Source organism: Streptomyces venezuelae (genome assembly GCF_008642275.1).
GTDB classification, from domain to species: Bacteria; Actinomycetota; Actinomycetes; order Streptomycetales; family Streptomycetaceae; genus Streptomyces; species Streptomyces venezuelae_E.
Genome location: NZ_CP029189.1, coordinates 2,426,234 through 2,449,839 on the forward strand (window position 1 = coordinate 2,426,234; position 23,606 = coordinate 2,449,839).

Genomic DNA, 23,606 nt, shown 5'->3' on the forward strand with positions numbered 1-23,606 from the left:
GACGTACGCGGGTGCCCCTTCGGCGTCGTTAGCATGACGGCATGGCATCGGACGTGGTGATACGCCCCGCGCGGGCGGAGGATGAACCGAACATCGTGGAGCTGGCCCGCTCGGTGTGGTCGCGCGTGAGCGAACCGGGCCCCGAACGCCCGGCGGACGCGGCCCTCTTCGACGAGCGGCACCCGGTGGAGAGCTTCCTCGTCGCGGAACGCGGTCGGCAGATCGTCGGGTACGTCGCCCAGGCCCCGGCGAGTCCCCTGGATACCAATCGGCACGTCCGCCACATCCAGGGACTGGCCGTCAGCGAGTCCGCCCGCGGCGGCGGGGTCGGAGCGGCCCTCGTCGAGGCCGCCTGTGCCGCCGCGCGCGCCGGGGGTGCCCGTCGGATGAATCTGCGCGTGCTCGGCCACAACGAGCCGGCGCGGCAGCTCTACCGGCGGTGCGGCTTCGAGGTGGTCGGGGTCCTGCCCGAGGAGTTCCTGCTGGACGGCGCCTACGTCGACGACGTGTGGATGAGCCGGCCGCTGACCGGGGCCGACGGGCCCGCGCAGGGGTAGCCGAAAGGGCGGCGGAGCGGGGGCGCCTGGCGGGGCGCCCCCTTTTCCGGTGGTCCGTCAGTCCAGGTAGCCGCGGAGCTGGTCGGCGAAAGCGTGGTCGCGCAGCTTGTTGAGGGTCTTGGACTCGATCTGGCGGATCCGCTCGCGCGTCACGCCGAAGATCCGTCCGATCTCCTCCAGGGTACGGGGACGCCCGTCGGCGAGGCCGTACCGCAGTTGCACGACCTTGCGTTCGCGCTCGCCGAGCGTCGACAGGACGGCTTCCAGGTGCTCGCGCAGCAGGAAGAAGGCGGCCGACTCCACGGGCGAGGCGGCGTCCCCGTCCTCGATGAGGTCACCGAGCGCGACGTCGTCCTCCTCGCCCACCGGGGCGTGCAGGGAGACCGGTTCCTGGGCGAGGCGGAGTACTTCGAGGACCCGCTCGGGGGTCAGCTCCAGGTGGACGGCCACCTCCTCGGCGGTGGGCTCGTAGCCGCGCTCCTGGAGCATCCGGCGCTGCACGCGGACGACCCGGTTGATCAGTTCGACGACGTGGACGGGCACACGGATGGTCCGGGCCTGGTCGGCGAGCGCCCGGGACATCGCCTGCCGGATCCACCAGGTGGCGTAGGTGGAGAACTTGTAGCCGCGCGCGTAGTCGAACTTCTCGACGGCGCGGATCAGCCCGAGGTTCCCCTCCTGCACGAGGTCGAGCATGGTGAGTCCGCGGCCCACGTACCGCTTGGCGACGGAGACGACGAGCCGCAGGTTCGACTCGATGAGCCGGCGCTTGGCCATCCGCCCCATGACGACGAGCTTGTCGAGGTCGAGGGCGAGCTGGGAGTCGAGGTCGGGGGTGGTGCCGAGCTTCTCCTCGGCGAACAGGCCGGCTTCGACGCGTCGCGCGAGGTCCACCTCCTCGGCGGCGGTGAGCAGCGGGATCCTGCCTATCTCGCGGAGGTACTGCCGGAAAAGATCGGCGGACGGGCCCGCTCCGCCTCCGCCGTCCTCACTGCTGCGCCTGCGCTGCACGGGCACCGGCTCGATCAGCTCCAGTACCTCGGGCTCTTCGTCCACGGCCTTGGCCTCCGAGGACTCGCTCACGTTCACGGTCAGGGTCCGGGTCTGCACGGGGGCGACCTCCAGGGCTCCGAGGACGGGGGCTCCGCACCTCAGTGTGGGGTACGACACATCGCGGCCACGAGGGGCGTGCGAGCACTTTCTGAGTCCGGTGCGTGACCGGATGGTTACCCCCCGGTGGGAATGCCGATGCGGATCGGACGCATGTCCGAGATGATCGACTCCATGTCGGAGTACGAGACCCATGTGACCTTGCGGTGCCCGGACGCGACCGAGCTGGCACGCCTCGAAGCCTGGGCCGGGGCAAGGGAGTTGAAGGTCACCCACATCCTGCTGGCCCGCGGCCGGATGGTGTCCCAGCCGATGCTGACCCTGCCGGACCGCACGGGCCACGAGCTCCTGGTGCCCCGGCTGCGCGCGGCCGGCTTCGACCCGGTCCGGGTCAAGGTGGAGACGGTCCCGTGGACCACGGACTCCCCCGGCCCGGGCGGCGGGTACTTCGAGCACCACCTGAAGCTGATGCTGCCCGCGGACTTCGACCGCACGGCCCTGGAGTCCCTGGTCGTCCCGCACGGGGCCCACCTGTCCTGGAACGCCCGCCGGGTCCTGACCGGGGGTGCGCACGAGCGGTTCGTGACCCAGCGGTGGCGCGGCACGGCGGCGGAGGCGGGGGCGGCCTGCGACGCACTGGTCGCGGCGCTCGGCTCGGCCGGGTACGAGATCCGCTCGGAGGAGCGGGAGTTCGTGCTGTACGACAGCGACCTGTCGGTCGACGACGGGTGGATCGCAGAAGGGGTGACGGCATGACCGGGACGAGCGCGCAGGACGCGGCGCGGGCCGACTACCCGGGGATCTCCGGCTCCGCCGAGTCCTACGCCGACCGGCTGCTGGCCGCCCTGGCACCGACCTTCGCAGGTCGCCGCTAGGCCGGCTCGACGCGGACCGCGCAGACCTTGAACTCCGGCATGCGGGAGGTGGGGTCCAGGGCCGGGTTGGTCAGGGTGTTGGCGCGGCCCTCCCCCGGCCAGTGGAAGGGCATGAAGACCGTGTCCGCCCGGATGGTGTCGGTGATGCGGGCCGGGGCGACGGCGCGGCCGCGGCGGGAGGTCACCGCGAGGGGGCTGCCGTCGACCGCGCCGATCCGGGCCGCCAGCCGCGGGTGGAGTTCCACGAAGGAGCCCGGGGCCGCCGCGTTGAGCTCGTCCACCCGGCGGGTCTGGGCTCCGGACTGGTACTGGGCGACCACGCGGCCGGTGGTGAGCAGCAGCGGGTAGTCCGCGTCGGGGACCTCGGCGGCGTCACGGTGGGAGACGGGGGCGAAGCGGGCCCGGCCGTCGTCGGTGGCGAACCGGTCCAGGAAGAGGCGCTCGGTGCCCGGGGAGTCCCCGGGCACCCCGGGGCTCCCGGGGCTCCCGGGGCAGGGCCAGAAGACGCCCTGTTCGGCCTCGATCCGGGCGTAGGTGATGCCCGAGTAGTCCGCGGGGCCGCCGGCCGAGGCCCGGCGCAGTTCCTCGAAGACCTCCTCCGGCTCGGTGGGGAAGCCCTTCTCCACGCCCAGGCGGGCGGCGAGTCCGTGCAGGACGTCGAGGTCGCCGCGGACCCCCGGTGGCGGGGTCAGGGCCCGGCGGCGGAGCAGGACGCGGCCCTCCAGGTTGGTGGTGGTGCCGGTCTCCTCCGCCCACTGGGTGACCGGCAGGACCACGTCCGCGAGGGCCGCGGTCTCGGAGAGGACGACGTCGGCCACCGCGAGGAAGTCCAGGGAGCGGATGCGGTCCTCGACGTGTCCGGCGCGGGGGGCGGACACCACCGGGTTCGAGCCCATCAGGAGCAGGGCCTTCACGTCCGTGCCGAGGGCGTCGAGGAGTTCGTAGGCGCTGCGGCCCGGGCCGGGCAGGCTGTCGGGGTCGACGCCCCAGACCTCGGCGACGTGGGCGCGGGCCGCCGGGTCGGTGAGCTTGCGGTAGCCGGGCAGCTGGTCGGCCTTCTGGCCGTGCTCGCGGCCGCCCTGGCCGTTGCCCTGCCCGGTGAGGCAGCCGTAGCCGGAGAGCGGGCGGCCGGCCCGGCCGGTGGCCAGGCACAGGTTGATCCAGGCGCCGACCGTGTCGGTGCCCTTGGACTGCTGCTCGGGCCCGCGGGCGGTGAGGACCATGGCGGATTCCGGGGCGCAGAACATCGCCACGGCCTCGCGGAGCCTGGGGACGGGTATCCCGGTGATGCGCTCCACCAGCTCCGGCCAGTGGGCCATGGCCGCGGCCCGGGCCTCCTCCCAGCCGGTGGTGCGGGCCGCGATGAACTCCTCGTCGGTCCGGCCTTCGGCGACGATCAGGTGCAGCAGGCCGAGCGCGAGGGCCAGGTCGGTGCCGGGGCGCGGGGCGAGGTGCAGGTCGGCCTGTTCGGCGGTGCGGGTGCGGCGCGGGTCGATGACGATCAGGGTGCCGCCGTTCGCCTTGAGCTCCGTGAGGTAGCGCAGGGCGGGCGGCATGGTCTCGGCCAGGTTCGAGCCGACGAGGACCACGCAGCCGGTGCGGGGGATGTCGGCCAGCGGGAAGGGCAGCCCGCGGTCGAGCCCGAAGGCCCGCTGGTGGGCGGCGGCGGCCGAGGACATGCAGAAGCGGCCGTTGTAGTCGATCTGAGAGGTGCGCAGGGCGACGCGGGCGAACTTGCCGAGCGCGTAGGCCTTCTCGTTGGTGAGCCCGCCGCCGCCGAAGACCCCGACGGCGTCCGGTCCGTACGTGCGGCCGGCGCGGGCGAGTCCCTCGGCGACGGCGTCGAGGGCCTCCTCCCAGGTGGCCGGCTCCAGCAGCCCGGCGTGGGTGCGGACGAGCGGGTGGGTCAGGCGCACCCGGGAGGAGAGTACGGCGGGGGCGGTGCGGCCCTTGCCGCACAGCGCGCCCCGGTTGACGGGGAAGTCGGCGCGCTCCTCCACCGTCACGGCGGCGCCGCCCGGTTCGGGACGCAGCCTCATCCCGCACTGCAGGGCGCAGTAAGGGCAGTGCGTGTCGGTGGCGGAGTCGGTGGTGCGCATGCGGTCCAGCGTGGGCCGGCGGTGTTACGCCGACGGCCGCCGCGCGTTACAAGTCCGGGTGCTGCGCCTCAGCACCGCCGGACGGCTGCGGTGAGGCCCGGCGCCCCGGCGGCGGCACGCGAGTTTCCGCCCGGGCCGCCGGAGGGAGCCGGGGTCGGGTCACTGTCCCGTCAGGTACTTCACTGTCAGGCCCGCGGTCCAGCCTCCGTCGACGGCGAGTTCGGCGCCCGTCATGTAGCCGGCGGCGTCGGAGAGCAGGAAGGCGATCGCCGCGGCGATCTCCTCGGGAACTCCGACACGGCCGAGCGGGGCGCCGGGGTAGTTGCCCTCGCCCGCCTGGATGCCGATCGGGGCGGTCATCGGGGTCAGGGTCATGCCGGGGTGGACGGAGTTGACCCTGATCCCCGCCTCGGCGAGTTCCACCGCGCCGATCTTCGACAGGCCGCGCACGCCCCACTTGGAGGCCCCGTAACCGGCGGTGAGCGCGAGACCGGTCAGGCCGGCGGCGGAGGAGACGTTGACGACGGACCCGCCGCCGTTCGCGCGCAGGAACGGGATCGCGGTCTTGATGCCGATGAACACGCCGACCAGGTTGATCTCGACGACCTGGCGGAAGTGCTCGACGCTCTCGTGCTCCAGGAACTGGCCGGTGGATATGCCCGCGTTGTTCACCAGGCCGTCGATGCGGCCGAACTCGGCGACCGCGTGCTCCAGCGCCGCCTGCCAGTCGGCCTCGCTGGTCACGTCGTGCCGGAGGAAACGCGCCGCGTCGCCGAGCTTCGCGGCCGTCGCGGCGCCCTCCGCCTCCAGCACGTCGGTGATCAGCACCCGGCCGCCGCCGTCCATGACGGCCTGTGCGGCCGCGGCGCCCAGGCCGCGGGCTCCACCGGTGACGACGACGGCCTTGCCGCTCAGATCCACAACAGCCACGGTTCCACACCCCTGCGCTCTCGGACGGACTCACCGACATATGACTAATCGGCATACCCGGCGTCGCGTCAGTCTGCCAGAGCGGCCAGGGCCTGCGACACCCCCTCCTCCTTGGGTCCCAGGAAGCGCGGGGCCGGCTTGAAGACCGCGTCCAGCGCCGCCTTGCCCGCCGCGAAGACCTCGCGGGTCTCGCCGTAGTACCAGGTGGCGTCGTGCACGTCGGCCACCCCGACGCCGTACGACTCCAGGCCCGCCGCCTGGCACAGCGCCACGGCCCGGCGGATGTGGAAGCCCTGGGTGACCAGCACGGCCCGCTCCACGCCGAAGATCTCCTTGGCCCGCACACAGGAGTCCCAGGTGTCGAAGCCCGCGTAGTCGCTGACGATCCGGGCGTCCGGCACCCCGTGCGCGGTGAGGTACGTGCGCATCGCGTCGGGCTCGTCGTACTCCGTGCGGCTGTTGTCCCCGGTGACGAGGACGACCTTGACCTTGCCGGTGCGGTACAACTCGGCGGCGGCGTCGAGCCGGTCGGCCAGGTACGGGGTCGGCCGGCTCCCCAGCAGGCCCGCGCCGAACACCACGGCCACCTCGGCGGCGGGCGTGTCGGCCGTGGTCCGCAGCCGGTCGGCGGCCACCGCGTGCATCCACGCCGAGGGCAGCAGCGCCAGTACGCAGCCCGCCATGACGGCCTGCACCGCCCGCCGCCGGTTCCGCACGCTGCGCAGCGCCGCCACCGCACGGCTCCACTCGACTCCCGGCAGGCGCGGTCGGCGCATCGTCCATCCCCTGTGTCTCGGCTGCTCGTCCGCTGGTCAGGACGCCTGGCGCGGCCGCGCGGTTCGCCCGGGCCCGGTCCGGCAGGCGCGCGGCCCGCCGCGGCGGATCCGGACAGCGGCGCCGGCCGGCCTGTGAGCACACGGCAAAGACCCGTCATCCCCGCGCAACGCGGTGGCAACCTCCGGCGCGGAGGATCGGTTCATGACGGAGCCGGTGCACCCTCCCGAGTTTCCCGCCCTCCCCTTCGACAGTACGGCCGAGCTGCTCGGCCGCATCACCCTCCAGCTGGGCACCCAGCTCAGCGGCCTGCGCCGACCCGGAGTCCGCCCATGCAGCCCACCCTCGTCGCCGTGGCCCACGGCAGCCGTGACCCGCGCGCCCTGCACACCGCCCTCGCCCTCCTCGACCGGGTCCGCGAACTCCGCCCCCGGCTCGACGTCCGGCTCGGCCACATCGAGCTGAACGAGCCACTGCTCGACGACACCCTGGACGGGCTGTCCGGCTCGGCCGTGCTGGTCCCGCTGCTGCTCGGCCGCGGGTACCACGTCAAGCGTGATCTCCCCGCGGCCGCCGCCCGGGCCGGCCACCTGCTCACCCGCGTCGCCGCCCCGCTGGGACCGCACCCGCTGCTCGTCGAGGCCCTGTACGAGCGGCTCCTGGAGACCGGCTGGACCCCGGCCCCCGGTTCGGCCGTCGTGCTGGCCGCCGCCGGTTCCCGCGACCCCGACTCGGCGGCCGACACCCGCCGCACCGCCGCCCAGCTCTCCGAACGCCTCGGCGGCACCCCGGTGACCTGTGCCTACGCCTCCGCCGCGGCGCCTGCCGCGCCCGAGGCGGTCCGGGCCCTCGCCGCCCGCGGCCACCACCGGATCGCCGTAGCCTCGTACTTCGCCGCTCCCGGCCGGTTCGCCACCCAGACCGCCGCGGCGGCGCCCGGCCCCGCCGCAGCCCCACTGGGCGATCACCCGGCCCTGGCCCGGCTGCTGCTGCACCGCTACGACGAGGCCCGCAGGCTGCCCCTCGGCCTGGCACGGCCGGAACTCGTCTCCGCCTGATCCCGGTTTGTCAGTTGTTCCGGTTACCGTCTCTGCATGGAAGGCACCACGCACGCCCTCACCGACGACCACCGCGACCTCTACGACGCGGCCGACACCGAACGCTGGGCCGCCGAGCCCGACAAACGGCCCGGCCGGACCGCCTTCCAGCGCGACCGCGCCCGCGTACTGCACTCGGCCGCCCTGCGCCGGCTCGCCGGGAAGACCCAGGTCGTCACCCCCGGCAGCCGTTCGTACGACTGGGACGCGAGTCCGCGTACCCGCCTCACCCACTCGCTGGAGTGCGCCCAGGTCGGGCGGGAGCTCGGTGCCGCGCTCGGCTGCGACCCCGACCTCGTCGAAGCCGCCTGCCTCTCCCACGACATGGGCCACCCGCCCTTCGGTCACAACGGCGAGGAGGCGCTCAACGAGTTCGCCAAGGACTGCGGCGGCTTCGAGGGCAACGCCCAGTCGCTGCGCCTGCTGACCCGCCTGGAGCCCAAGCGGTTCGTGCCCGACCCGGTGAGCGGGGAGCCCGTCAGCGTCGGCCTCAACCTCACCCGGGCCTGCCTGGACGCCGCCACCAAGTACCCGTGGGCGCGCGGGGACCACCCCACCGACCCGGCCTCGGTGAAGTTCGGCGCGTACGAGGACGACCTGCCGGTCTTTGAGTGGCTGCGGCGCGGCGCGCCCGCGGACCGCAAGTGCTTCGAGGCCCAGGTCATGGACTGGGCGGACGACGTCGCGTACTCCGTGCACGACTTCGAGGACGGCCTGCACGCCGGCCACCTCGACCCCAACATGCTCTTCGCCGAGCCCGAGCGCGCGGCGATCTGGCAGGTGGCCATCGGCAGGTACGTCCCGGCCGACACCGCCCCCGAGGAACTGCGGGCCGCCCTGGACCGTTTGATGGAGCAGGAGTGGTGGCCGCACGGGTACGACGGTTCGGCCGTCGCCCAGTCCCGGCTGAAGGACGCCACGAGCCAGCTCATCGGCCGGTTCTGCCTGGCCGCCGAGGGGGCCACCCGGGAGGCGTACGGCTCGGGCCGCCTCACCCGGTACGGTGCCGAACTGGTGATCCCGCGTGCGGCGCGCAACGAGTGCGCGGTGCTCAAGGCGGTCGCCGACCTCTACGTGATACAGCGGGACGAACAGGAACGGATCCGCGCCGACCAGCGCATCGTCCTGGCCGAACTCGCGGAGGCGCTGAGCGCCCGCGCACCCGAGGGGCTGGACCCGCAGTTCCGGGCGATCTTCGACGCGGCCCAGGACGACAAGGCGAGGAAAAGGGCGGTCATCGACCAGATCGCGTGCCTCACCGACGCTTCCGCCCGTTCCCTTCACGCACGCCTCACCCGGCGCGGCCGACGCGCCGAAAGGTGAGCCGATCGAGCCACTCCCCCTTCACGCGGCAGGCTCGGTGCGGGACGCTCGCATGTGCTCGCATGTGGCGGAGAGGTTATGAGGAGGCATCAGGTGGTCGACGCACACCGGACATTCGTCATCGTCGGCGCAGGGCTCGCCGGGGCGAAGGCGGCCGAAACGCTGAGGTCCGAGGGGTTCACGGGGCGGGTGATCCTGATCGGCGACGAGCGTGACCACCCCTACGAACGCCCCCCGCTGTCCAAGGGCTATCTGACCGGCAAGGACGACCGGGAGAGCGTCTTCGTCCACGAGCCGTCCTGGTACGCGGCCGCCGACGTCGAGCTGCACCTCGGCCAGCCCGCCGTCCACCTCGACCGGGACGCCAAGAAGGTGGTCCTGGGCGACGGAACCGTCCTGTACTACGACAAGCTGCTGCTGGCCACCGGCGCCGAGCCGCGCCGCCTGGACATCCCCGGCACCGGCCTGGCCGGGGTGCACCACCTGCGGCGCCTCGCCCACGCCGAACGGCTGAAGGGCGTACTGGCCGGGCTCGGCCGGGACAACGGGCACCTGCTCATCGCGGGCGCCGGGTGGATCGGGCTGGAGGTGGCCGCCGCGGCCCGTGGCTACGGCGCCGAGGTCACCGTCGTCGAGCCGGAGGCCACGCCGCTGCACGCGGTCCTCGGACCGGAGATCGGCCGGCTCTTCGCGGACCTGCACGCCGATCACGGGGTGCGGTTCCACTTCGGGTCGAGGCTGACCGAGATCGTCGGCCACGACGGCATGGTGCTGGCCGCCCGTACGGACGACGGGGAGGAGCACCCGGCGCACGCGGTGCTCTCCGCGATCGGGGCGGCCCCGCGGACCGCGCTCGCCGAGACCGCCGGGCTGGCCCTGGTCGACCGGGAGCACGGCGGCGGGATCGCGGTGGACTCCTCCCTGCGTACGAACGATCCCGACATCTACGCGGTCGGGGACGTGGCCGCGGCCCACCACCCGGTGCTCGGCACCCGGCTGCGGGTCGAGCACTGGGCCAACGCGCTGAACGGCGGCCCGGCCGCCGCGCGGGCCATGCTGGGCCAGGAGGTCGGCTACGACCGGGTGCCGTACTTCTTCTCGGACCAGTACGACGTGGGGCTGGAGTACTCGGGCTACGCGCCGGCCGGCGGCTACGACCAGGTGCTGATCCGCGGGGACGTGGGCAAGCGGGAGTTCATCGCCTTCTGGCTGTCGGAGGGCCGGGTCCTGGCCGGAATGAACGTGAACGTGTGGGACGTCACCGAGCACATCCAGGCCCTGATCAGGTCGAAGACCGCGGTCAACCGCGAGGCACTGGCGGACCCGTCCGTTCCGCTCGACTCCCTGGTGCGGGCCTAGGGGGTGTCCGCAAAGGAGCGCCGGCCGTCCGAAGGGCGGGCCCCGCGGCGTCCGGTGCCGTACATCGCAAGGCGGAGGGGTGCCCGTGTACTGGACGTACTCGGGCGCCCCGACAACGCGGCGAGGTGCGGTGCCGGGCGTCGCGGGGCAGGCGGTACTTTGCGGACACGCCCTAGGGGGGTGTCTGGCCGGTCAGGCCGGATCCCCGACCCCGCGCGCCCGGCCTGACCGGCAGGGCGCCCCCCCGGGGGGCCTGACCGGATTGCCGTCACCCGGCCGTAGACTTCACGGGTGGCAGGACGGATCAACGACGACGACGTGAAGGCGGTACGGGACGCGGTCCCGATCGACGCCGTGGTCTCCGAGTACCTCCAGCTGCGCAACGCGGGCGGCGGCAACCTCAAGGGGCTGTGCCCCTTCCACGACGAGAAGTCCCCTTCCTTCCAGGTCAGCCCCAGCAAGGGGCTCTACCACTGCTTCGGCTGCCAGGCGGGCGGGGACACCCTCGACTTCGTCATGAAGATCGACCACCTCTCCTTCTCGGAGGCGGTCGAGCGCCTGGCCGGCCTGGCCGGCATCACCCTGCGGTACGAGGAGGGCGGCTACACCGCCGGCACCAGCGGCCGCGGGGACCGCATCCGGCTGGTCGAGGCACACAAGGCAGCCGCCCAGTTCTACGTCGACCAGCTGAGCGGCCCCGAGGCCGAGATCGGCCGGAAGTTCCTGGCGGAGCGCGGCTTCGACCAGGCCGCGGCCACGCACTTCAGCGTGGGCTACAGCCCCGCCGGGTGGGACCACCTGACCCGCTTCCTGCGCGGCAAGGGCTTCACCGACAAGGAGCTGATCACCTCCGGGCTCGCCCAGGACAGCCGCAGCGGCAAGCCGATCGACCGCTTCCGCGGCCGCCTGATGTGGCCGATCCGCGACATCAGCGGTGAGGTGGTCGGCTTCGGCGCGCGCAAGCTGCGCGACGACGACAACGGCCCGAAGTACCTGAACACCCCCGAGACCGCGATCTACCGCAAGTCCCAGGTGCTCTACGGCATCGACCTGGCCAAGAAGGAGATCGCGAAGACCTCCCGCGCCGTGGTCGTCGAGGGCTACACGGACGTGATGGCCTGCCACATGGCCGGGGTCACCACCGCGATCGCGACCTGCGGCACCGCCTTCGGCGGGGACCACATCAAGATCCTGCGCCGGCTGCTGATGGACAACGCCACCGCCGAGGTGATCTTCACCTTCGACGGCGACGCGGCGGGCCAGAAGGCCGCCCTGCGGGCCTTCGAGGACGACCAGAAGTTCGCCGCGGAGACCTCGATCACCATCGCCCCCGGCGGGATGGACCCCTGCGACCTGCGCCTCGCCCAGGGCGACGCGGCCGTGTCCGGCCTGGTGGAGGCCCGCACACCGCTGTTCGAGTTCGCCCTGCGGCACATCGTGTCCCGGCACAACCTGGAGAACCCGGCGGGCCGGGCGGCCGCGCTGGCCGAAGCCGCACCGGTCGTCGCGAGCATCAAGGACCTCTCGATCCAGCACGAGTCGGCGGTCCAGCTGGCGGGCATGCTGGGCATCCTCGACGAGCAGTTCGTGGTCAAGCGGGTCGCGCAGCTGGCCCGCTGGGCCCGCGAGCGCGGCCAGGGCGACGGACCGCAGGGCGGCCGCCCCGGCGGGGACCGGGGTCGAGGCCGCCCGTCCCACGAGGCCGCCCCCGCGCCCGTCGCCCCGCCGGCCGGCGGTCCCGCGCTGAACCTGCGCAGCCCTGCCCACCGCACCGAGCGCGAGCTGCTGAAGCTCGCCCTCCAGCGCCCGGCCCTGGTCTCCCCCGCGTTCGACGCCTACGGGATCGACGAGTTCACCGCCCCTCCCTACGCCGCGGTCCGCCAGGCCATCCAGGACGCGGGCGGCGCCTCGCAGGCCGGCGACGACTACCTGGCCCGGGTCCGCGAGGCCGCCCCGAACGACACCGTCCGCGCGATGGTCACGGAGCTGGCGGTCGAGGCCATCCACGCGAAGACGGTGGACGAGATCTACGCCGGGGTCCAGCTGGTCCAGGTCCGCCTGCGGGCCGTCGACCGTCGGGTCCTGGAGATCCAGGGCGCCATGACGCGGCTGAGCCCGCAGGCCCCGCCGGAGCAGCACGCGGCCGTCCAGCAGGAGCTGTGGGTGCTCCAGCAGTACGGCCAGCGGCTGCGCAACCGCGGCGCCGAGGGCCTGTAGCCGCGGCGCTCAGCGGCGCGCGAACCAGTCGCCGCCGGGTATCTCGGTGCCCGATTCCCGCAGGTCGCGGGCGATCAGCGGGGCCGCCAGATAGACCCAGGCGCGGACCGTGGTGCCGTCGGGGCGCAGGGCCGGACGGGCGATCCGGTCGTAGACGTTCCCCGGGCGGCCCGGGCCGCCGTACTCCTCCAGCTGGTCCAGGGCGGCGAGCAGGCTCCCGTAGGCGCCCGGCGCCGCCGTGATCAGCTCGCCGACGACCGCCGTACCGGGACGGTGGACCGCGTACGGATATCCCGGGCCGTCGTAGAGCGCCGCGTCGGGGAGGATCGCCGGCTCCTCGGATGCCGTGCGGCCGCGCAGGAAGAGGTCGTGGTTGACCTCGCCCGGACGCAGGGTCCCGTAGACGAAGAAGGGGAGCGGATCGCTCGGGTCCGGTAGCCGTTCGACCGATGTCACGGGCCCTCCCTGGGGTGCGGCGTGGCGGTGCGCGGGCCGGGCCGCGATCCCGGCCGTCGCGCGCTCCACCACCGTACGCACCGCTGGTGCACGACCGTGCGGGCGGTCGGCGTCACCCGGACGGCGCGGGGCGCTCCGATGACCGCAGCCCTCTCGTTGACCTGGGAAGACGTCTCGCGGGCAGGCTCCGGAACGGCATACCTGACGGAACATCAGCAGGCGCGCGGCGGGCGGTCCGGGTTTCCTCGGAGACACGACCCCGTGTCTCCAGGAGAGTCCCCATGCGCCGACGTACCGCACACCTGCTGACCGCGACCGCGCTGACCGCCGCCGCGTTCGCCGGGCCGGTCGCCGGCGCGGTGGCCGCCGCGGACCTCGGCATGGTGGGCTTCGCCCCCGGGGACTTCGCCGCGCTGGAGGTGTGGCCCAAGTCCGCCGCCCCCGGCGCCACCGTGACCGTGAACACATCCGCCTGCGGCAGCGGCGGCCACGCGGACGGCGACGCCACCACGGTCGGCGGCGGCCGGTTCAAGCTGGTCCCGGGGACCCACAAGGAGGTGGTCGTGGGGCAGTTCCAGATCGCCCTCGGCACCCGCGGCGGCACCTACGGCATCGGTGCCACCTGCGCGAACGGCAAGTTCGCCACCGGCAACCTGATCGTCACCGAGCGCGGCCCGCAGGGCCACGTCAACACCGGGGTGGGCGGTGGCACGACCACCACCACCGACCCCGCCAAGATCGCGGCGGGGGCGGCCGTACTGGCCGCTGCCGCCGTCGGCGGTACCTGGCTCCTGCGTCGCCGGGCGAGCGGCACGCGGAGCTGACGGACGCCCACCGCGGCTCCGGCCGCGGTCCGACCGGTACCGTCCCCCGTCGCCCGCCCCGCGAGGTCCCCCCGTTCGCGGGGCCGGGCGACGGCCATTCACCCCGAAACGGAAGCCGAGGGGGTACGCATGGGTGGCGATTTCGGTGGCGCGAGGGGCCGCGACCGGCAGCCCCGGCCCGCCGACGGAGACCGCCCCGGATCCGGAGCAAGGCCCGGGCGAGCGGCGGGCCGGACCTTCCGCACCCCCACCGCCCGCCACGGCGGACTCGTCGCGCTCGCCGCCTGCGTCGGCATCTGGCTCGTGACCAGCGGTTCGCGTGAACCCGTCGGACCTCCGCTGCCCTCCCCCGCCGAGTCGCTGACCGCCGCGGGCGTGGTGGGCCCGGGGATCGCCCCGCTCCCCGGTTCCCCGCCGGCCCGGATCCGGATCCCCTCCATCCGGGTCGACGCCCCGCTGACCGGGCTCGGACTCGACGCGCGCGGCAGCCTCGAAGTCCCGCCGCCGGACCGGCGCGACCTGGCCGGCTGGTACCGCGACGGCACCACCCCCGGCGCCACCGGCACCGCCGTCATCGCCGGACACGTGGACGACGCCGCCGGGCCGGGGGTCTTCTACCACCTGGGCGCCCTGCGCCGCGGGGCCGCCATCGAGATTCCGCGCGCGGACGGCCGTACCGCGGTGTTCACGGTGCACGCGGTCGAGGTGTACGACGCCAAGGCCTTCCCCGACACCCGCGTGTACGGGCCTTCGGCGCGCGCCGAGCTACGGGTGATCACCTGCGGCGGCGGCTTCTCGCCGCGCACGGGCTACCGCGGCAACGTGGTCGTCTTCGCACACCTCACGGGGACGTACTGAGCCGCGCCGGCGGGTGCGCCCCGGCGGGTCAGCCCCACTGTTCGAGGCCGAGCTTGACCACGAGCGCACCCACCACCGTCAGCAGCACGCCCCGGACGAAGCCGCTGCCCTTCTTGAGCGCCATACGCGCGCCGACCATGCCGCCGGCCAGGTTGAACACCGCCATCAGCGCGGCCAGCTGCCACAGCACCATGCCCTGGTAGGCGAACATCACGAGCGCCCCTGCGTTGGTGCAGCAGTTCACGATCTTGGCGGTGGCCGAGGCGGTGACCAGGTCGAGGTGGAGCAGCGCGGTGAGGGCGAGCACCAGGAAGGTGCCGGTGCCGGGCCCGATGAGGCCGTCGTAGAAGCCGATGCCCAGGCCCGCGAGCCCGATGGCGAGGAGCACCCGCCGCCTGCTGACGGGCGCGGTCGAGGGGGCGGTGCCGAAACCCGGCTTGAAGATCACGACGCCCGCGACGATCACGAGCACCACCATGATCAGCGGACGGAGGGCGTCCTTGCTGATGCCGCCCGCGAGCGCGGCACCGCCCATCGAGCCGGCGAGCGCGGCCAGGCCGATGCGGACGGCCAGCTTCACGTCGACCGGGGCCTTGCGGACGTAGGTCACGGCCGCACCGGCGGTGCCGACGATGGCCACGGCCTTGTTGGTCCCGAGGACGGTTGCGGGGTGGGCGTTCGGCAGACCGAGGAGGAGCGCGGGCAGGAGCAGCAGGCCGCCGCCGCCCACCACCGCGTCGATCCAGCCGGCCGCGGCCGCGGCCACGCACAGGACGATGATCATCGTCGTTGATATGTCAGGCACGGCTCGACCCTATGGAGCAGTTGGGTGCAGCGACCATCAATCTCCGGAAAGTTGTGCAAAGGTTGAGGTTCGGCCCGCCGGCACGCGGTCGGGGGCCACCGGAGCCGCCGGGTCCACGGCCGCCGTCAGCACGGTCGCGGCCAGCACGCTGGCCGCTCCCAGCCCCGCCGCCAGCCGCCGCGCGGGCGGTACGGAGGTCAGCGCGGCGAGCGCGGCCCGTACCGGCGAGGGGCGGCGCGGCTTGCGGTGCCGGGCCACGGCAGCGGCGGGACCGGTGGTGCCGACGGGTACGGAGAGGGCGATGTGCAGCGGGTGACGCATGGGGCGGTGACTCCTCGGAGAACACGGGGGACAGGGACAGCACGGGCAGCGCGGACAGCACGGACAGCACGGGCAGCACGGGCAGCACGGACAGCGCGGCCGGTGCGCGCAGTGGGCACGCCGCTCAGAAGCTGAAGCACTCCGAATGGATGCGCCCGGCCGGCACCCCGGCCCGCAACAGCGCGGTTCTGGTCGCCTCGGCCATCCCCGGCGGCCCGCACAGGTACACGTCGTGCTCGGCCAGCCCGGGCACCCGCGCGGCCAGCGCCTGCGGGGCCAGCGGGTCGTAGGCCGCACCGGACGGCCCGAGCAGGTAGTGCAGACCGGCCTGCCGCCCGGCGGCGATGGCCTCCAGCTCGGCCCGCAGCACGAGGTGCTCCTCGGCCCCGGCCCGGTAGAGCAGCGTGATGTCCCCGGGCCCCCCGGGCAGCGTCTCGAACAGGGCCCGCATCGGGGTGATCCCGACCCCGCCCGCGATCAGCAGCACCTTGGGCCTGGTCCGCCGGGCGGCGGTGAGCGCGCCGAACGGCCCGGTGGCCAGCACCCGCGTCCCGGGTCGCAGCCGGCGGATCCGGCGGGAGTGACCGCCGAGCCCCTTCACGGTGATCCGCAGGGCGTTCCCGCGGACGGGCGCGGACAGCGAGAACGGCAGGGCCGTGTGCCACAGCCGCCGCTGGAGGAACCGCCAGCGCAGGAACTGGCCCGGCTCCGCACGAAGTTCCGCCAGGTGCTGCCCGTACATGACGACGGAGACCACCCCGGGTCCCTCGACCCGGACGTCCGCGACCCGCAGCCCGTGCCGCAGCGCCTGCCGTACGGGCACCACGGCGCGGTACCAGACCAGCAGGACGGCGACCACGGTGTGGGCGAGCGTCCAGAACCAGGCGCCCGCGGCCAGATCGGGCCCGGCGAGCTGGTGCCCGAAGGCGAGGGCGGTGGCGAGGTAGACCAGCAGGTGCACCCCGCGCCAGGTTTCGTGCGGCACCCGGCGGCGTACCGCCCGGGCGGAGGTCACGCCGACCGCGGCCAGGAGGACGGTCCCGGCCACGGCGGCGGCGAGCGCGGGGTAACGGAGCAGCTCCGAGACGGCGGAGACCACGTCGATTCCCTCGTGCACGGCGTATCCGAGCAGGGCGAAGAGCCCGTGCCCGAAGACGAGCAGCAGGACGTAGCGGCCGCCGGACGCGTGCCAGCGGGCGAGCCGGTCGGCACCGACCCCGTGCTCGACGGCGGGCACCCGGGCCATCAGGAACAGCAGCACCAGCACCCCGTACCCGGCGAGCAGACCGGACAGGTGCGCGGCGGTGGCGAACAGCGCGTCGGGCCGGGCCGAGGGCCGCACCTGCGCCGCCCAGAGCAGGGTCACCACCCCTGCACCGCCCAGCATCCCGCCCCTCACCCGCACCACCGCATTCCGCATACGGATCACGCTAAGGCCGCAGGTGGCAGCCCTGACGACCCTTAAGGCGGCCTTGAGGGAGGCCTCACCGACCCTTAACCCGTGCGCTGAGGCCGGCGTTCCGTCCGGGTAACAGAGGCGATGCCGTGGGGAAACAGCGGCCGCGCACGCTCGTGGCATGACCTCGGAACAGCGTGTGGTGGTGATCGGCGGCGGCCTCGCGGGCCTGCGGCTCGCGCAGCGGCTCGGCCCGGCCGCGGCGGTGACCGTCCTCGGCGAGGAGACCCACGTGCCGTACAACCGGGTCCTGCTCGCCGAGGTCCTGGCGGGCCGGTACGCCCCCGAGGTGACGGCCCTCCCGGCACCCGGCCCGGCGCTGCGGCGCGGGGTCCGGGCGGTGCGCCTGGACCGCGACGAGCGGGCCGTGCACTGCGACGACGGCACGGTGGCCCGGTACGACACGCTGGTCCTGGCCACCGGTTCGAACGCGGTGCTCCCGCCGCTGCGCGGACTGTTCGAGCCGGAGGGGCGGGACCTCCCGGACGGGGTGCACGCCTTCCGCACGATGGACGACTGCCTGGCGCTCTCCGCGGCCGTGCGGCCCGGGGTCCGCGTGGTGGTGATCGGCGGGGGCCTGCTGGGCGTCTCGGCGGCGCGGGCGCTGGCCGCACGGGGGGCGCAGGTGGTCCTCGCCCAGCAGGGCGAGCGGCTGATGGAGCGCCAACTGGACGCGGACGCCTCCGTCCTGCTGCACGCGCACCTGACCGAGCTCGGGGTGGAGATCCACACGGAATGCCGGGTCCGCGGCGTGCTCACATCTGCCGCGCCGCGAAATCCAGCCCCTCCGGCGTTTGAGGAGCGGGGTCCGGGGCGGAGCCCCGGCAGCGGCGGCGCGCGGGCGCAGCGCGAGGTCACCGGGGTCGAACTCGCCGACGGCTACCGCCTCGACGCCGACCTCGTCGTGCTCGCCTGCGGCGTCCGCCCCCGTACCGGCCTCGCCCGGGCCGCCGGCCTGGAGGTCCGCACCGGCATCCTGGTCGACGACCACCTGCGCACCGGCGATCCCCGCGTCCATGCCATCGGCGACTGCGCCGAACACGCCGGCCAGGTGTACGGCCTCGCGGGCGCCGCCCTGGAGCAGGCCGACACCCTGGCCGCGCTGCTCACCGGTGATCCCGCGCGGTACACCGGCACCCGCGCCCTCACCCGCCTCACCCTCAGCACCGACGGGGACCGCTCCCTCGATCTCGCCGCGTTCGGCGAGACCACCCCCCTCCCCGGCGACGACGTGGTGCGCCTCGCCGACGCCACCCGCCGCACCTACCGCAAGGTCGTCCTGCGGGGCGACCGCCTCGTCGGCGGCGTACTGCTGGGCGAGCTCTCCACCGTGGGGGCCCTGGCCCGCACCTGGGAGGGCGAGGAACCACCGCACGACCTGTTCCACCTGCTCACCGACGACGGAGGCCACTGACATGACCGAGCCCCTGCCCACGATCGTGCTCATCGGGCACGGCATGGTCGGCCAGCGCTACCTCGAAGCACTCGCCGAGCGCGGGGTCACCGCCACGCACCGGATCACCGTGCTCTGCGAGGAGCCCCGGCCCGCCTACGACCGCGTGCACCTGACCTCGTACTTCTCCGGCACCACCGCCGAGGACCTGTCCATGACGCCGGCCGGGTTCATGGCGGAGCACGGCATCGCCCTCCACCTCGACGACCCCGCCGAGCACATCGACCGGGCCGCCCGTACCGTCACTTCGCGGTCCGGGCAGGTGTTCCCGTACGACGTGCTGGTGCTGGCCACCGGCAGCTACCCCTTCGTGCCGCCGGTCCCCGGCAAGGACGCCCCCGGCTGCTTCGTCTACCGCACGATCGAGGACCTGCTCGCGATCGAGGAGTACGCGAGGACCAGGACGTCCGGCGCGGTCGTCGGCGGCGGTCTGCTCGGACTGGAGGCCGCCGGCGCACTCCAGGGTCTGGGCCTGGCCACCCGTGTCGTCGAGTTCGCCCCGCGCCTGATGCCCGTACAGGTCGACGAGGGCGGCGGCGCGGCCCTGCTGCGCACCATCGAGTCCATGGGGCTGACCGTCCACACCGGCGTCGGCACCCAGGAGGTGGTGACCGGCGAGGACGGGCACGTCAGCGGAATGCGGCTCTCCGACGGCTCCACCGTCGACACCGACCTCGTCGTCTTCTCCGCCGGCGTCCGTCCCCGCGACCAGCTGGCGCGCGACTGCGGGCTGGACGTCGGCGAGCGCGGCGGCATCGCGGTCGACGCCCGCTGCCTCACCTCCGACCCGAACGTCTACGCCATCGGCGAGTGCGCGCTCGCCGTCGACGGCCGCGTCTACGGACTGGTCGCCCCCGGCTACGAGATGGCCGAGACGGCCGCCGACGACCTGCTGGGCCGCGAGAAGGAGTTCACCGGGGCCGACCTCTCCACGAAGCTCAAGCTCCTCGGCGTGGACGTGGCCTCCTTCGGCGATGCCCACGGCGCCACCCCGGACAGCCTCGACGTCGTCTGGTCCGACTCCCGCTCCGGGGTCTACAAGAAGCTGGTCGTCTCCCCCGACGGGGTCCTCCTCGGCGGGGTGCTGGTCGGCGACGCGGACTCCTACGGGCTGCTGCGCCCCCTCACCGGCAGCGTCCCGCCCGTGGCCCCCGAGCAGCTGGTGCTCCCCGCCGGGGTCGGCGCCCCGGTCGCGCTCGGCCCGTCCGCGCTCCCCGACGACGCGGTGATCTGCTCCTGCCACAACGTCACCAAGAAGGCCATCGCCGCCTGCTCCACCCTGCCCGAGGTCAAGAAGTGCACCAAGGCGGGCACCGGTTGCGGCAGCTGCGTCAAGGTCATCGGCCAGCTGCTGCCCGCCGCCGCCGACAAGGGGCTGTGCGGCTGCTTCCCCTTCACGCGGGCCGAGCTCTACGAGATCGTCCGCACCCGCAGGCTGACCACCTTCGAGGCGATCCTCGACGGCCACGGCCGCCCGGAGGCCCGTGGCGGCGACGGCTGCGAGGTCTGCAAGCCCACCGTGGGCTCGGTCATCGCCTCACTCGCCCCGACCCTCGGCGCGAGCGGCTACGTCCTGGACGGGGAGCAGGCCGCCCTCCAGGACACCAACGACCACTTCCTCGCGAACCTGCAGCGCAACGGCTCGTACTCGGTCGTCCCCCGCATCCCCGGCGGGGAGATCACGCCCGACAAGCTGATCGTGATCGGCGAGGTGGCCCGGGACTTCGGCCTCTACACGAAGATCACCGGTGGCCAGCGGATCGATCTCTTCGGTGCGAGCGTGGACCAGCTCCCGCGGATCTGGGCGCGGCTCGTCGACGCCGGCTTCGAGTCCGGGCACGCGTACGGGAAGGCCCTGCGCACCGTGAAGTCCTGCGTGGGGCAGACCTGGTGCCGCTACGGGGTCCAGGACAGCGTCCGGATGGCCATCGACCTGGAGCTCCGCTACCGGGGGCTGCGCGCCCCGCACAAGCTCAAGTCGGCGGTGTCGGGCTGCGCCCGCGAATGCGCGGAGGCGCAGAGCAAGGACTTCGGCGTCATCGCGACGGCGAGCGGCTGGAACCTGTACGTGGGCGGCAACGGCGGTGCCACCCCCCGCCACGCCGACCTGCTCGCCCAGGACCTCTCGGACGCGGAGCTGATCCGGCTGATCGACCGGTTCCTGATGTTCTACATCCGCACCGCCGACCGGCTGGAGCGGACCTCCACCTGGCTGGAGCGGCTGGAGGGGGGCCTGGCCCACCTGCGGGACGTGGTCGTGCACGACTCGCTCGGGCTGTGCGCGGAGCTGGAGGCGCTGATGGCCGACCACGTGGCGCACTACCGGGACGAATGGGCCGAGACGCTCCAGGATCCGGAGCGGCTGCGCCGGTTCGTGTCCTTCGTCAACGCGCCGGGCGCTCCCGACCCGACCGTGAAGTTCGTTCCCGAGCGCGACCAGGTCAAGCCCGACCTGGCCGTCCTGACCATAGGAGGAGCCGTCCGATGACCGTGGAACTGAAGGTGGCGCAGGGCTGGCTGACGGTGTGCGAGCTGTCCTCGCTGATCCCCGGGCGCGGGGTGGCGGCGCTGCTGCCCGACGGGAGCCAGGCCGCGGTGTTCGTCGACCGCGCGGGGCGCCCGTACGCCATCGGCAACCAGGACCCCTTCACCGGCGCGCAGGTGCTCTCGCGCGGGCTGGTGGGGACGGCGGGAGGCCGGCCCTTCGTGGCGTCGCCGCTGCTGAAGCAGCGCTTCGACCTGGAGTCGGGGCGCTGCCTGGACGACGAGGAGGCGACGGTCCGGACCTACCCGGTGCGGACCGCCGTGACCTCGTGAGCGCCGTGTGTGTGGGTGATCAGCCCTGGATCACCGAGGGGTCCATCCACATGATCTCCCAGGTGTGACCGTCCAGGTCGTCGAAGGCACGGCCGTACATGACGCCGTGGTCCTGGGCGGGGCGGGGCTCGGTGGCACCGGCCGCCAGGGCCCCGTCCACCAGCTCGTCGACGGCGGTGCGGCTCTCGGCGCTCAGACAGAGCAGCACCTCGGACGTCTTGGTGGCGTCCGCGATCTCCTTGTGGGTGAAGTCCTTGTAGCGGGCCTCGGTCAGGAGCATCGCCACGATGGTGTCGCTGATCACCATCGAGGCGCAGTTCTCGTCCGTGAACTGGGCGTTGAAGGAGTAGCCCAGCTTGCTCCAGAAGGCCTTGCTGGCGTCCAGGTCCTTGACGGGCAGGTTGACGAAGATCATGGTGGCGGACATCGAGGTCCCTCTTCTCTCGTGTGCGTTGCTCGGTGCGTGCTGTTCGCTGGCGTGCTGTTCGGTGCTTTCGACAGGTAGACCGCGGGCCCGCCGGAAACTCATCGCGCTCCGCGAAGTTTTTTCGGGATTTCCTGCCTGACCGGTGACATCGCAGGTCAGCCCGCCGGGACGAAACCCGGCTCCGGCACCGCCCGCGGGATGGATCCGGTCCCCGGGGCCGGCGCCGCGGTGCGCCCCGCCATGGCCCGTTCGGCGGATTGCACGTCGAGTGGTCGCTCGTGCGTCATGGGGAGTTGGTGCCACGGAAACTGACGCCTCCTAGGTTCCTCGACGCGTGCGACCCCGCATCCGACCGGCCGCGGGGCCTTCATCCCACAGGAGTGACCGTGGAACGTCGTACCTTCCTGCGCGGCGCAGTGATCGGTTCGTCGGCCGCCGCCTTCGGCGGCACGTTGATGCACGGGGCGGCCTACGCGGCTCCCGCCCAGCCGGGCGCCGGTCCGTACGGGGCGCTCGGCGCGGCCGACGCCAACGGCATCATGCTCCCCAGCGGCTTCACCAGCCGGGTCGTCGCCCGCTCGGGCCAGACCGTCAGCGGCACCTCGTACACCTGGCACAGCGCCCCCGACGGCGGCGCCTGTTTCGTCGACGGCACGGGCTGGATCTACGTATCGAACTCGGAGATCAACCCCTCCGGCGGCGCGAGTGCCGTCAGGTTCAACTCCTCCGGCACGATCACCGGCGCCTACCGCATCCTGTCCAACACCCGGCAGAACTGCGCGGGCGGGAAGACCCCCTGGAACACCTGGCTGTCCTGCGAGGAGGTCGACCGCGGCTTCGTCTACGAGACCGACCCGTACGGGGTGAACGCGGCGGTGCAGCGTCCGGCGATGGGCCGGTTCAAGCACGAGGCGGCCGCCGCCGACCCGGTGCGGCAGGTGATCTACCTGACCGAGGACGAGACCAACGGCTGCTTCTACCGCTTCATCCCGACCACCTGGGGCAACCTCTCCTCGGGCACCCTCCAGGTCCTGAAGGCCGGGACCGCCGCCTCCGGCTCGTTCACCTGGCAGAACGTCCCGGACCCGGACGGTTCGCCGACCGTGACCCGCAGCCAGGTCTCGGGCTCGAAGAAGTTCAACGGCGGCGAGGGCTGCCACTACGCCAACGACACCGTCTGGTTCACCACCAAGGGCGACAACCGGGTCTGGCAGCTGAACCTCACGAACAACACCTACGAGCTGGCCTACGACGACTCGCTCGTCCCCGGCGGCGCGGCCCCGCTGACCGGAGTCGACAACGTCACCGGGTCCTCGTACGGCGACCTGTACGTCGCCGAGGACGGCGGCAACATGGAGATCTGCGTGATCACCCCGGACGACGTGGTGGCGCCCTTCCTGCGGATCACCGGCCAGTCCTCCTCCGAGATCACCGGCCCGGCCTTCTCGCCCGCCGGCAACCGGCTCTACTTCTCCAGCCAGCGCGGTACGAGCGGCAGCTCGTCCGGCGGCATCACTTACGAGGTCACGGGCCCCTTCCGCACCTGACCCCGCCGTTCCAGCCCCGTCGGCGACACTCCAGCCCCGCCGGCGTTTGAGGCGCGGGGGCCCGGGGGCAGCGCCCCGCTCTTTCAGCCCCGCCGGCGTTTGAGGCGCGGGGGCCCGGGGGCAGCGCCCCGCTCTTTCAGCCCCGCCGGCGTTTGAGGCGCGGGGGCCCGGGGGCAGCGCCCCGCTCTTTCAGCCCCGCCGGCGTTTGAGGCGCGGGGGCCCGGGGGCAGCGCCCCCGCAACGGCGCCGCACCCGCACGACCGGCCGCACCCCCACGGGCAACCCCGCAGGGGTGCGGCGG

General features: G+C 73.6%; 22 protein-coding genes. 13 read left to right on the forward strand and 9 right to left on the reverse strand.

The features are described from left to right. Positions 1-41: 41 nt before the first annotated feature. The gene (locus DEJ51_RS10395) at positions 42-557 is read left to right on the forward strand and encodes a GNAT family N-acetyltransferase (protein ID WP_150257341.1); all 516 of its coding nucleotides are present in this window, start codon (positions 42-44) and stop codon (positions 555-557) included. A 57-nt stretch (positions 558-614) separates the two neighbouring features. Here DEJ51_RS10395 and DEJ51_RS10400 read toward each other — a convergent pair whose 3' ends face one another. Then, complete coding sequence (locus DEJ51_RS10400) at positions 615-1,727, reverse strand: RNA polymerase sigma factor (protein ID WP_411757299.1); 1,113 nt, start codon at positions 1,725-1,727, stop codon at positions 615-617. A gap of 93 nt (positions 1,728-1,820) precedes the next feature. On the opposite strand from DEJ51_RS10400, the gene DEJ51_RS10405 reads away from it, so the two are divergent. Together DEJ51_RS10405 and DEJ51_RS35505 are read left to right on the forward strand one after the other, a co-directional pair. Further along, positions 1,821-2,423 (forward strand): hypothetical protein, encoded by a 603-nt coding sequence (locus DEJ51_RS10405; RefSeq protein ID WP_150257342.1) that lies wholly within the window; start codon positions 1,821-1,823, stop codon positions 2,421-2,423. Next, positions 2,420-2,542, forward strand: coding sequence for a hypothetical protein (locus tag DEJ51_RS35505; protein ID WP_263411702.1), 123 nt, complete (start codon positions 2,420-2,422; stop codon positions 2,540-2,542). The genes DEJ51_RS10405 and DEJ51_RS35505 overlap by 4 nt, the downstream gene beginning before the upstream one ends. Here DEJ51_RS35505 and DEJ51_RS10410 read toward each other — a convergent pair. The 3 genes from DEJ51_RS10410 to DEJ51_RS10420 form a co-directional block, all read right to left on the reverse strand. Continuing rightward, positions 2,539-4,641 carry a molybdopterin oxidoreductase family protein gene (locus tag DEJ51_RS10410; protein ID WP_150257343.1) on the reverse strand — a complete coding sequence of 701 codons (2,103 nt, stop codon included), beginning with the start codon at positions 4,639-4,641 and terminating at the stop codon, positions 2,539-2,541. The two genes, DEJ51_RS35505 and DEJ51_RS10410, sit on opposite strands and share 4 nt — an antisense overlap. 159 nt (positions 4,642-4,800) lie before the next feature. Next, on the reverse strand, positions 4,801-5,571 hold the full coding sequence (locus DEJ51_RS10415; RefSeq protein WP_150257344.1) for a glucose 1-dehydrogenase: 771 nt from the start codon (positions 5,569-5,571) through the stop codon (positions 4,801-4,803). Positions 5,572-5,639: 68 nt separating this feature from the next. Next, positions 5,640-6,347, reverse strand: coding sequence for a vancomycin high temperature exclusion protein (locus DEJ51_RS10420; RefSeq protein ID WP_150257345.1), 708 nt, complete (start codon positions 6,345-6,347; stop codon positions 5,640-5,642). 330 nt (positions 6,348-6,677) lie between these two features. Between DEJ51_RS10420 and DEJ51_RS35510 the strand changes: the two genes are divergently transcribed. The 4 genes from DEJ51_RS35510 to dnaG all read left to right on the forward strand — a co-directional run bounded on the left by DEJ51_RS35510 (position 6,678) and on the right by dnaG (position 12,341). Continuing rightward, on the forward strand, positions 6,678-7,403 hold the full coding sequence (locus DEJ51_RS35510; RefSeq protein ID WP_150257346.1) for a sirohydrochlorin chelatase: 726 nt from the start codon (positions 6,678-6,680) through the stop codon (positions 7,401-7,403). 36 nt (positions 7,404-7,439) lie between these two features. Continuing rightward, positions 7,440-8,765, forward strand: a complete 1,326-nt coding sequence (locus tag DEJ51_RS10430) for a deoxyguanosinetriphosphate triphosphohydrolase (RefSeq protein WP_150257347.1) — start codon at positions 7,440-7,442, stop codon at positions 8,763-8,765. Between the two features lie 93 nt (positions 8,766-8,858). Further along, positions 8,859-10,124, forward strand: a complete 1,266-nt coding sequence (locus DEJ51_RS10435; RefSeq protein WP_150257348.1) for an NAD(P)/FAD-dependent oxidoreductase — start codon at positions 8,859-8,861, stop codon at positions 10,122-10,124. 291 nt (positions 10,125-10,415) lie between these two features. Further along, positions 10,416-12,341 (forward strand): DNA primase, encoded by a 1,926-nt coding sequence (dnaG, locus tag DEJ51_RS10440; protein ID WP_150257349.1) that lies wholly within the window; start codon positions 10,416-10,418, stop codon positions 12,339-12,341. Positions 12,342-12,350: 9 nt separating this feature from the next. Here the strand turns inward: dnaG and DEJ51_RS10445 are convergent, their stop codons facing one another. After that, complete coding sequence (locus DEJ51_RS10445; protein WP_223835749.1) at positions 12,351-12,797, reverse strand: gamma-glutamylcyclotransferase family protein; 447 nt, start codon at positions 12,795-12,797, stop codon at positions 12,351-12,353. Between the two features lie 281 nt (positions 12,798-13,078). On the opposite strand from DEJ51_RS10445, the gene DEJ51_RS10450 reads away from it, so the two are divergent. Then, positions 13,079-13,621 carry a hypothetical protein gene (locus DEJ51_RS10450; protein ID WP_223835750.1) on the forward strand — a complete coding sequence of 181 codons (543 nt, stop codon included), beginning with the start codon at positions 13,079-13,081 and terminating at the stop codon, positions 13,619-13,621. A gap of 129 nt (positions 13,622-13,750) precedes the next feature. After that, positions 13,751-14,479: a class F sortase gene (locus tag DEJ51_RS10455; protein ID WP_150257350.1), complete on the forward strand. Its 729-nt coding sequence runs from the start codon at positions 13,751-13,753 to the stop codon at positions 14,477-14,479. A gap of 28 nt (positions 14,480-14,507) precedes the next feature. Here the strand turns inward: DEJ51_RS10455 and DEJ51_RS10460 are convergent, their stop codons facing one another. The 3 genes from DEJ51_RS10460 to DEJ51_RS10470 form a co-directional block, all read right to left on the reverse strand. After that, entirely contained in the window at positions 14,508-15,284 is a 777-nt protein-coding gene (locus DEJ51_RS10460; RefSeq protein WP_150257351.1) for a sulfite exporter TauE/SafE family protein, read from the reverse strand. Between the two features lie 36 nt (positions 15,285-15,320). Further along, positions 15,321-15,605, reverse strand: coding sequence for a hypothetical protein (locus DEJ51_RS10465; protein WP_150257352.1), 285 nt, complete (start codon positions 15,603-15,605; stop codon positions 15,321-15,323). A 124-nt stretch (positions 15,606-15,729) separates the two neighbouring features. Beyond that, positions 15,730-17,025, reverse strand: coding sequence for a ferric reductase-like transmembrane domain-containing protein (locus DEJ51_RS10470; protein WP_150257353.1), 1,296 nt, complete (start codon positions 17,023-17,025; stop codon positions 15,730-15,732). 157 nt (positions 17,026-17,182) lie between these two features. Here DEJ51_RS10470 and DEJ51_RS10475 point away from each other — a divergent pair, with 157 nt between their 5' ends. Genes DEJ51_RS10475 through nirD form a run of 3 tightly spaced genes read left to right on the forward strand, consistent with a single transcriptional unit; the run spans position 17,183 to position 21,331 of the window. After that, a complete protein-coding gene (locus DEJ51_RS10475; RefSeq protein ID WP_150257354.1) occupies positions 17,183-18,475 on the forward strand; it encodes an NAD(P)/FAD-dependent oxidoreductase in 1,293 nt (430 codons plus the stop codon). A gap of 1 nt (position 18,476) precedes the next feature. After that, positions 18,477-21,002 (forward strand): nitrite reductase large subunit NirB, encoded by a 2,526-nt coding sequence (gene nirB, locus DEJ51_RS10480; protein WP_150257355.1) that lies wholly within the window; start codon positions 18,477-18,479, stop codon positions 21,000-21,002. Continuing rightward, positions 20,999-21,331, forward strand: a complete 333-nt coding sequence (nirD, locus tag DEJ51_RS10485; protein ID WP_150257356.1) for a nitrite reductase small subunit NirD — start codon at positions 20,999-21,001, stop codon at positions 21,329-21,331. Before nirB ends, nirD begins: the two co-directional genes overlap by 4 nt. Positions 21,332-21,350: 19 nt before the next feature. Here the strand turns inward: nirD and DEJ51_RS10490 are convergent, their stop codons facing one another. Next, a complete protein-coding gene (locus tag DEJ51_RS10490) occupies positions 21,351-21,758 on the reverse strand; it encodes a VOC family protein (protein ID WP_150257357.1) in 408 nt (135 codons plus the stop codon). Positions 21,759-22,144: 386 nt separating this feature from the next. Here DEJ51_RS10490 and DEJ51_RS10495 point away from each other — a divergent pair, with 386 nt between their 5' ends. Further along, entirely contained in the window at positions 22,145-23,305 is a 1,161-nt protein-coding gene (locus DEJ51_RS10495) for an alkaline phosphatase PhoX (RefSeq protein WP_150257358.1), read from the forward strand. The last annotated feature ends 301 nt before the right edge of the window (positions 23,306-23,606 follow it).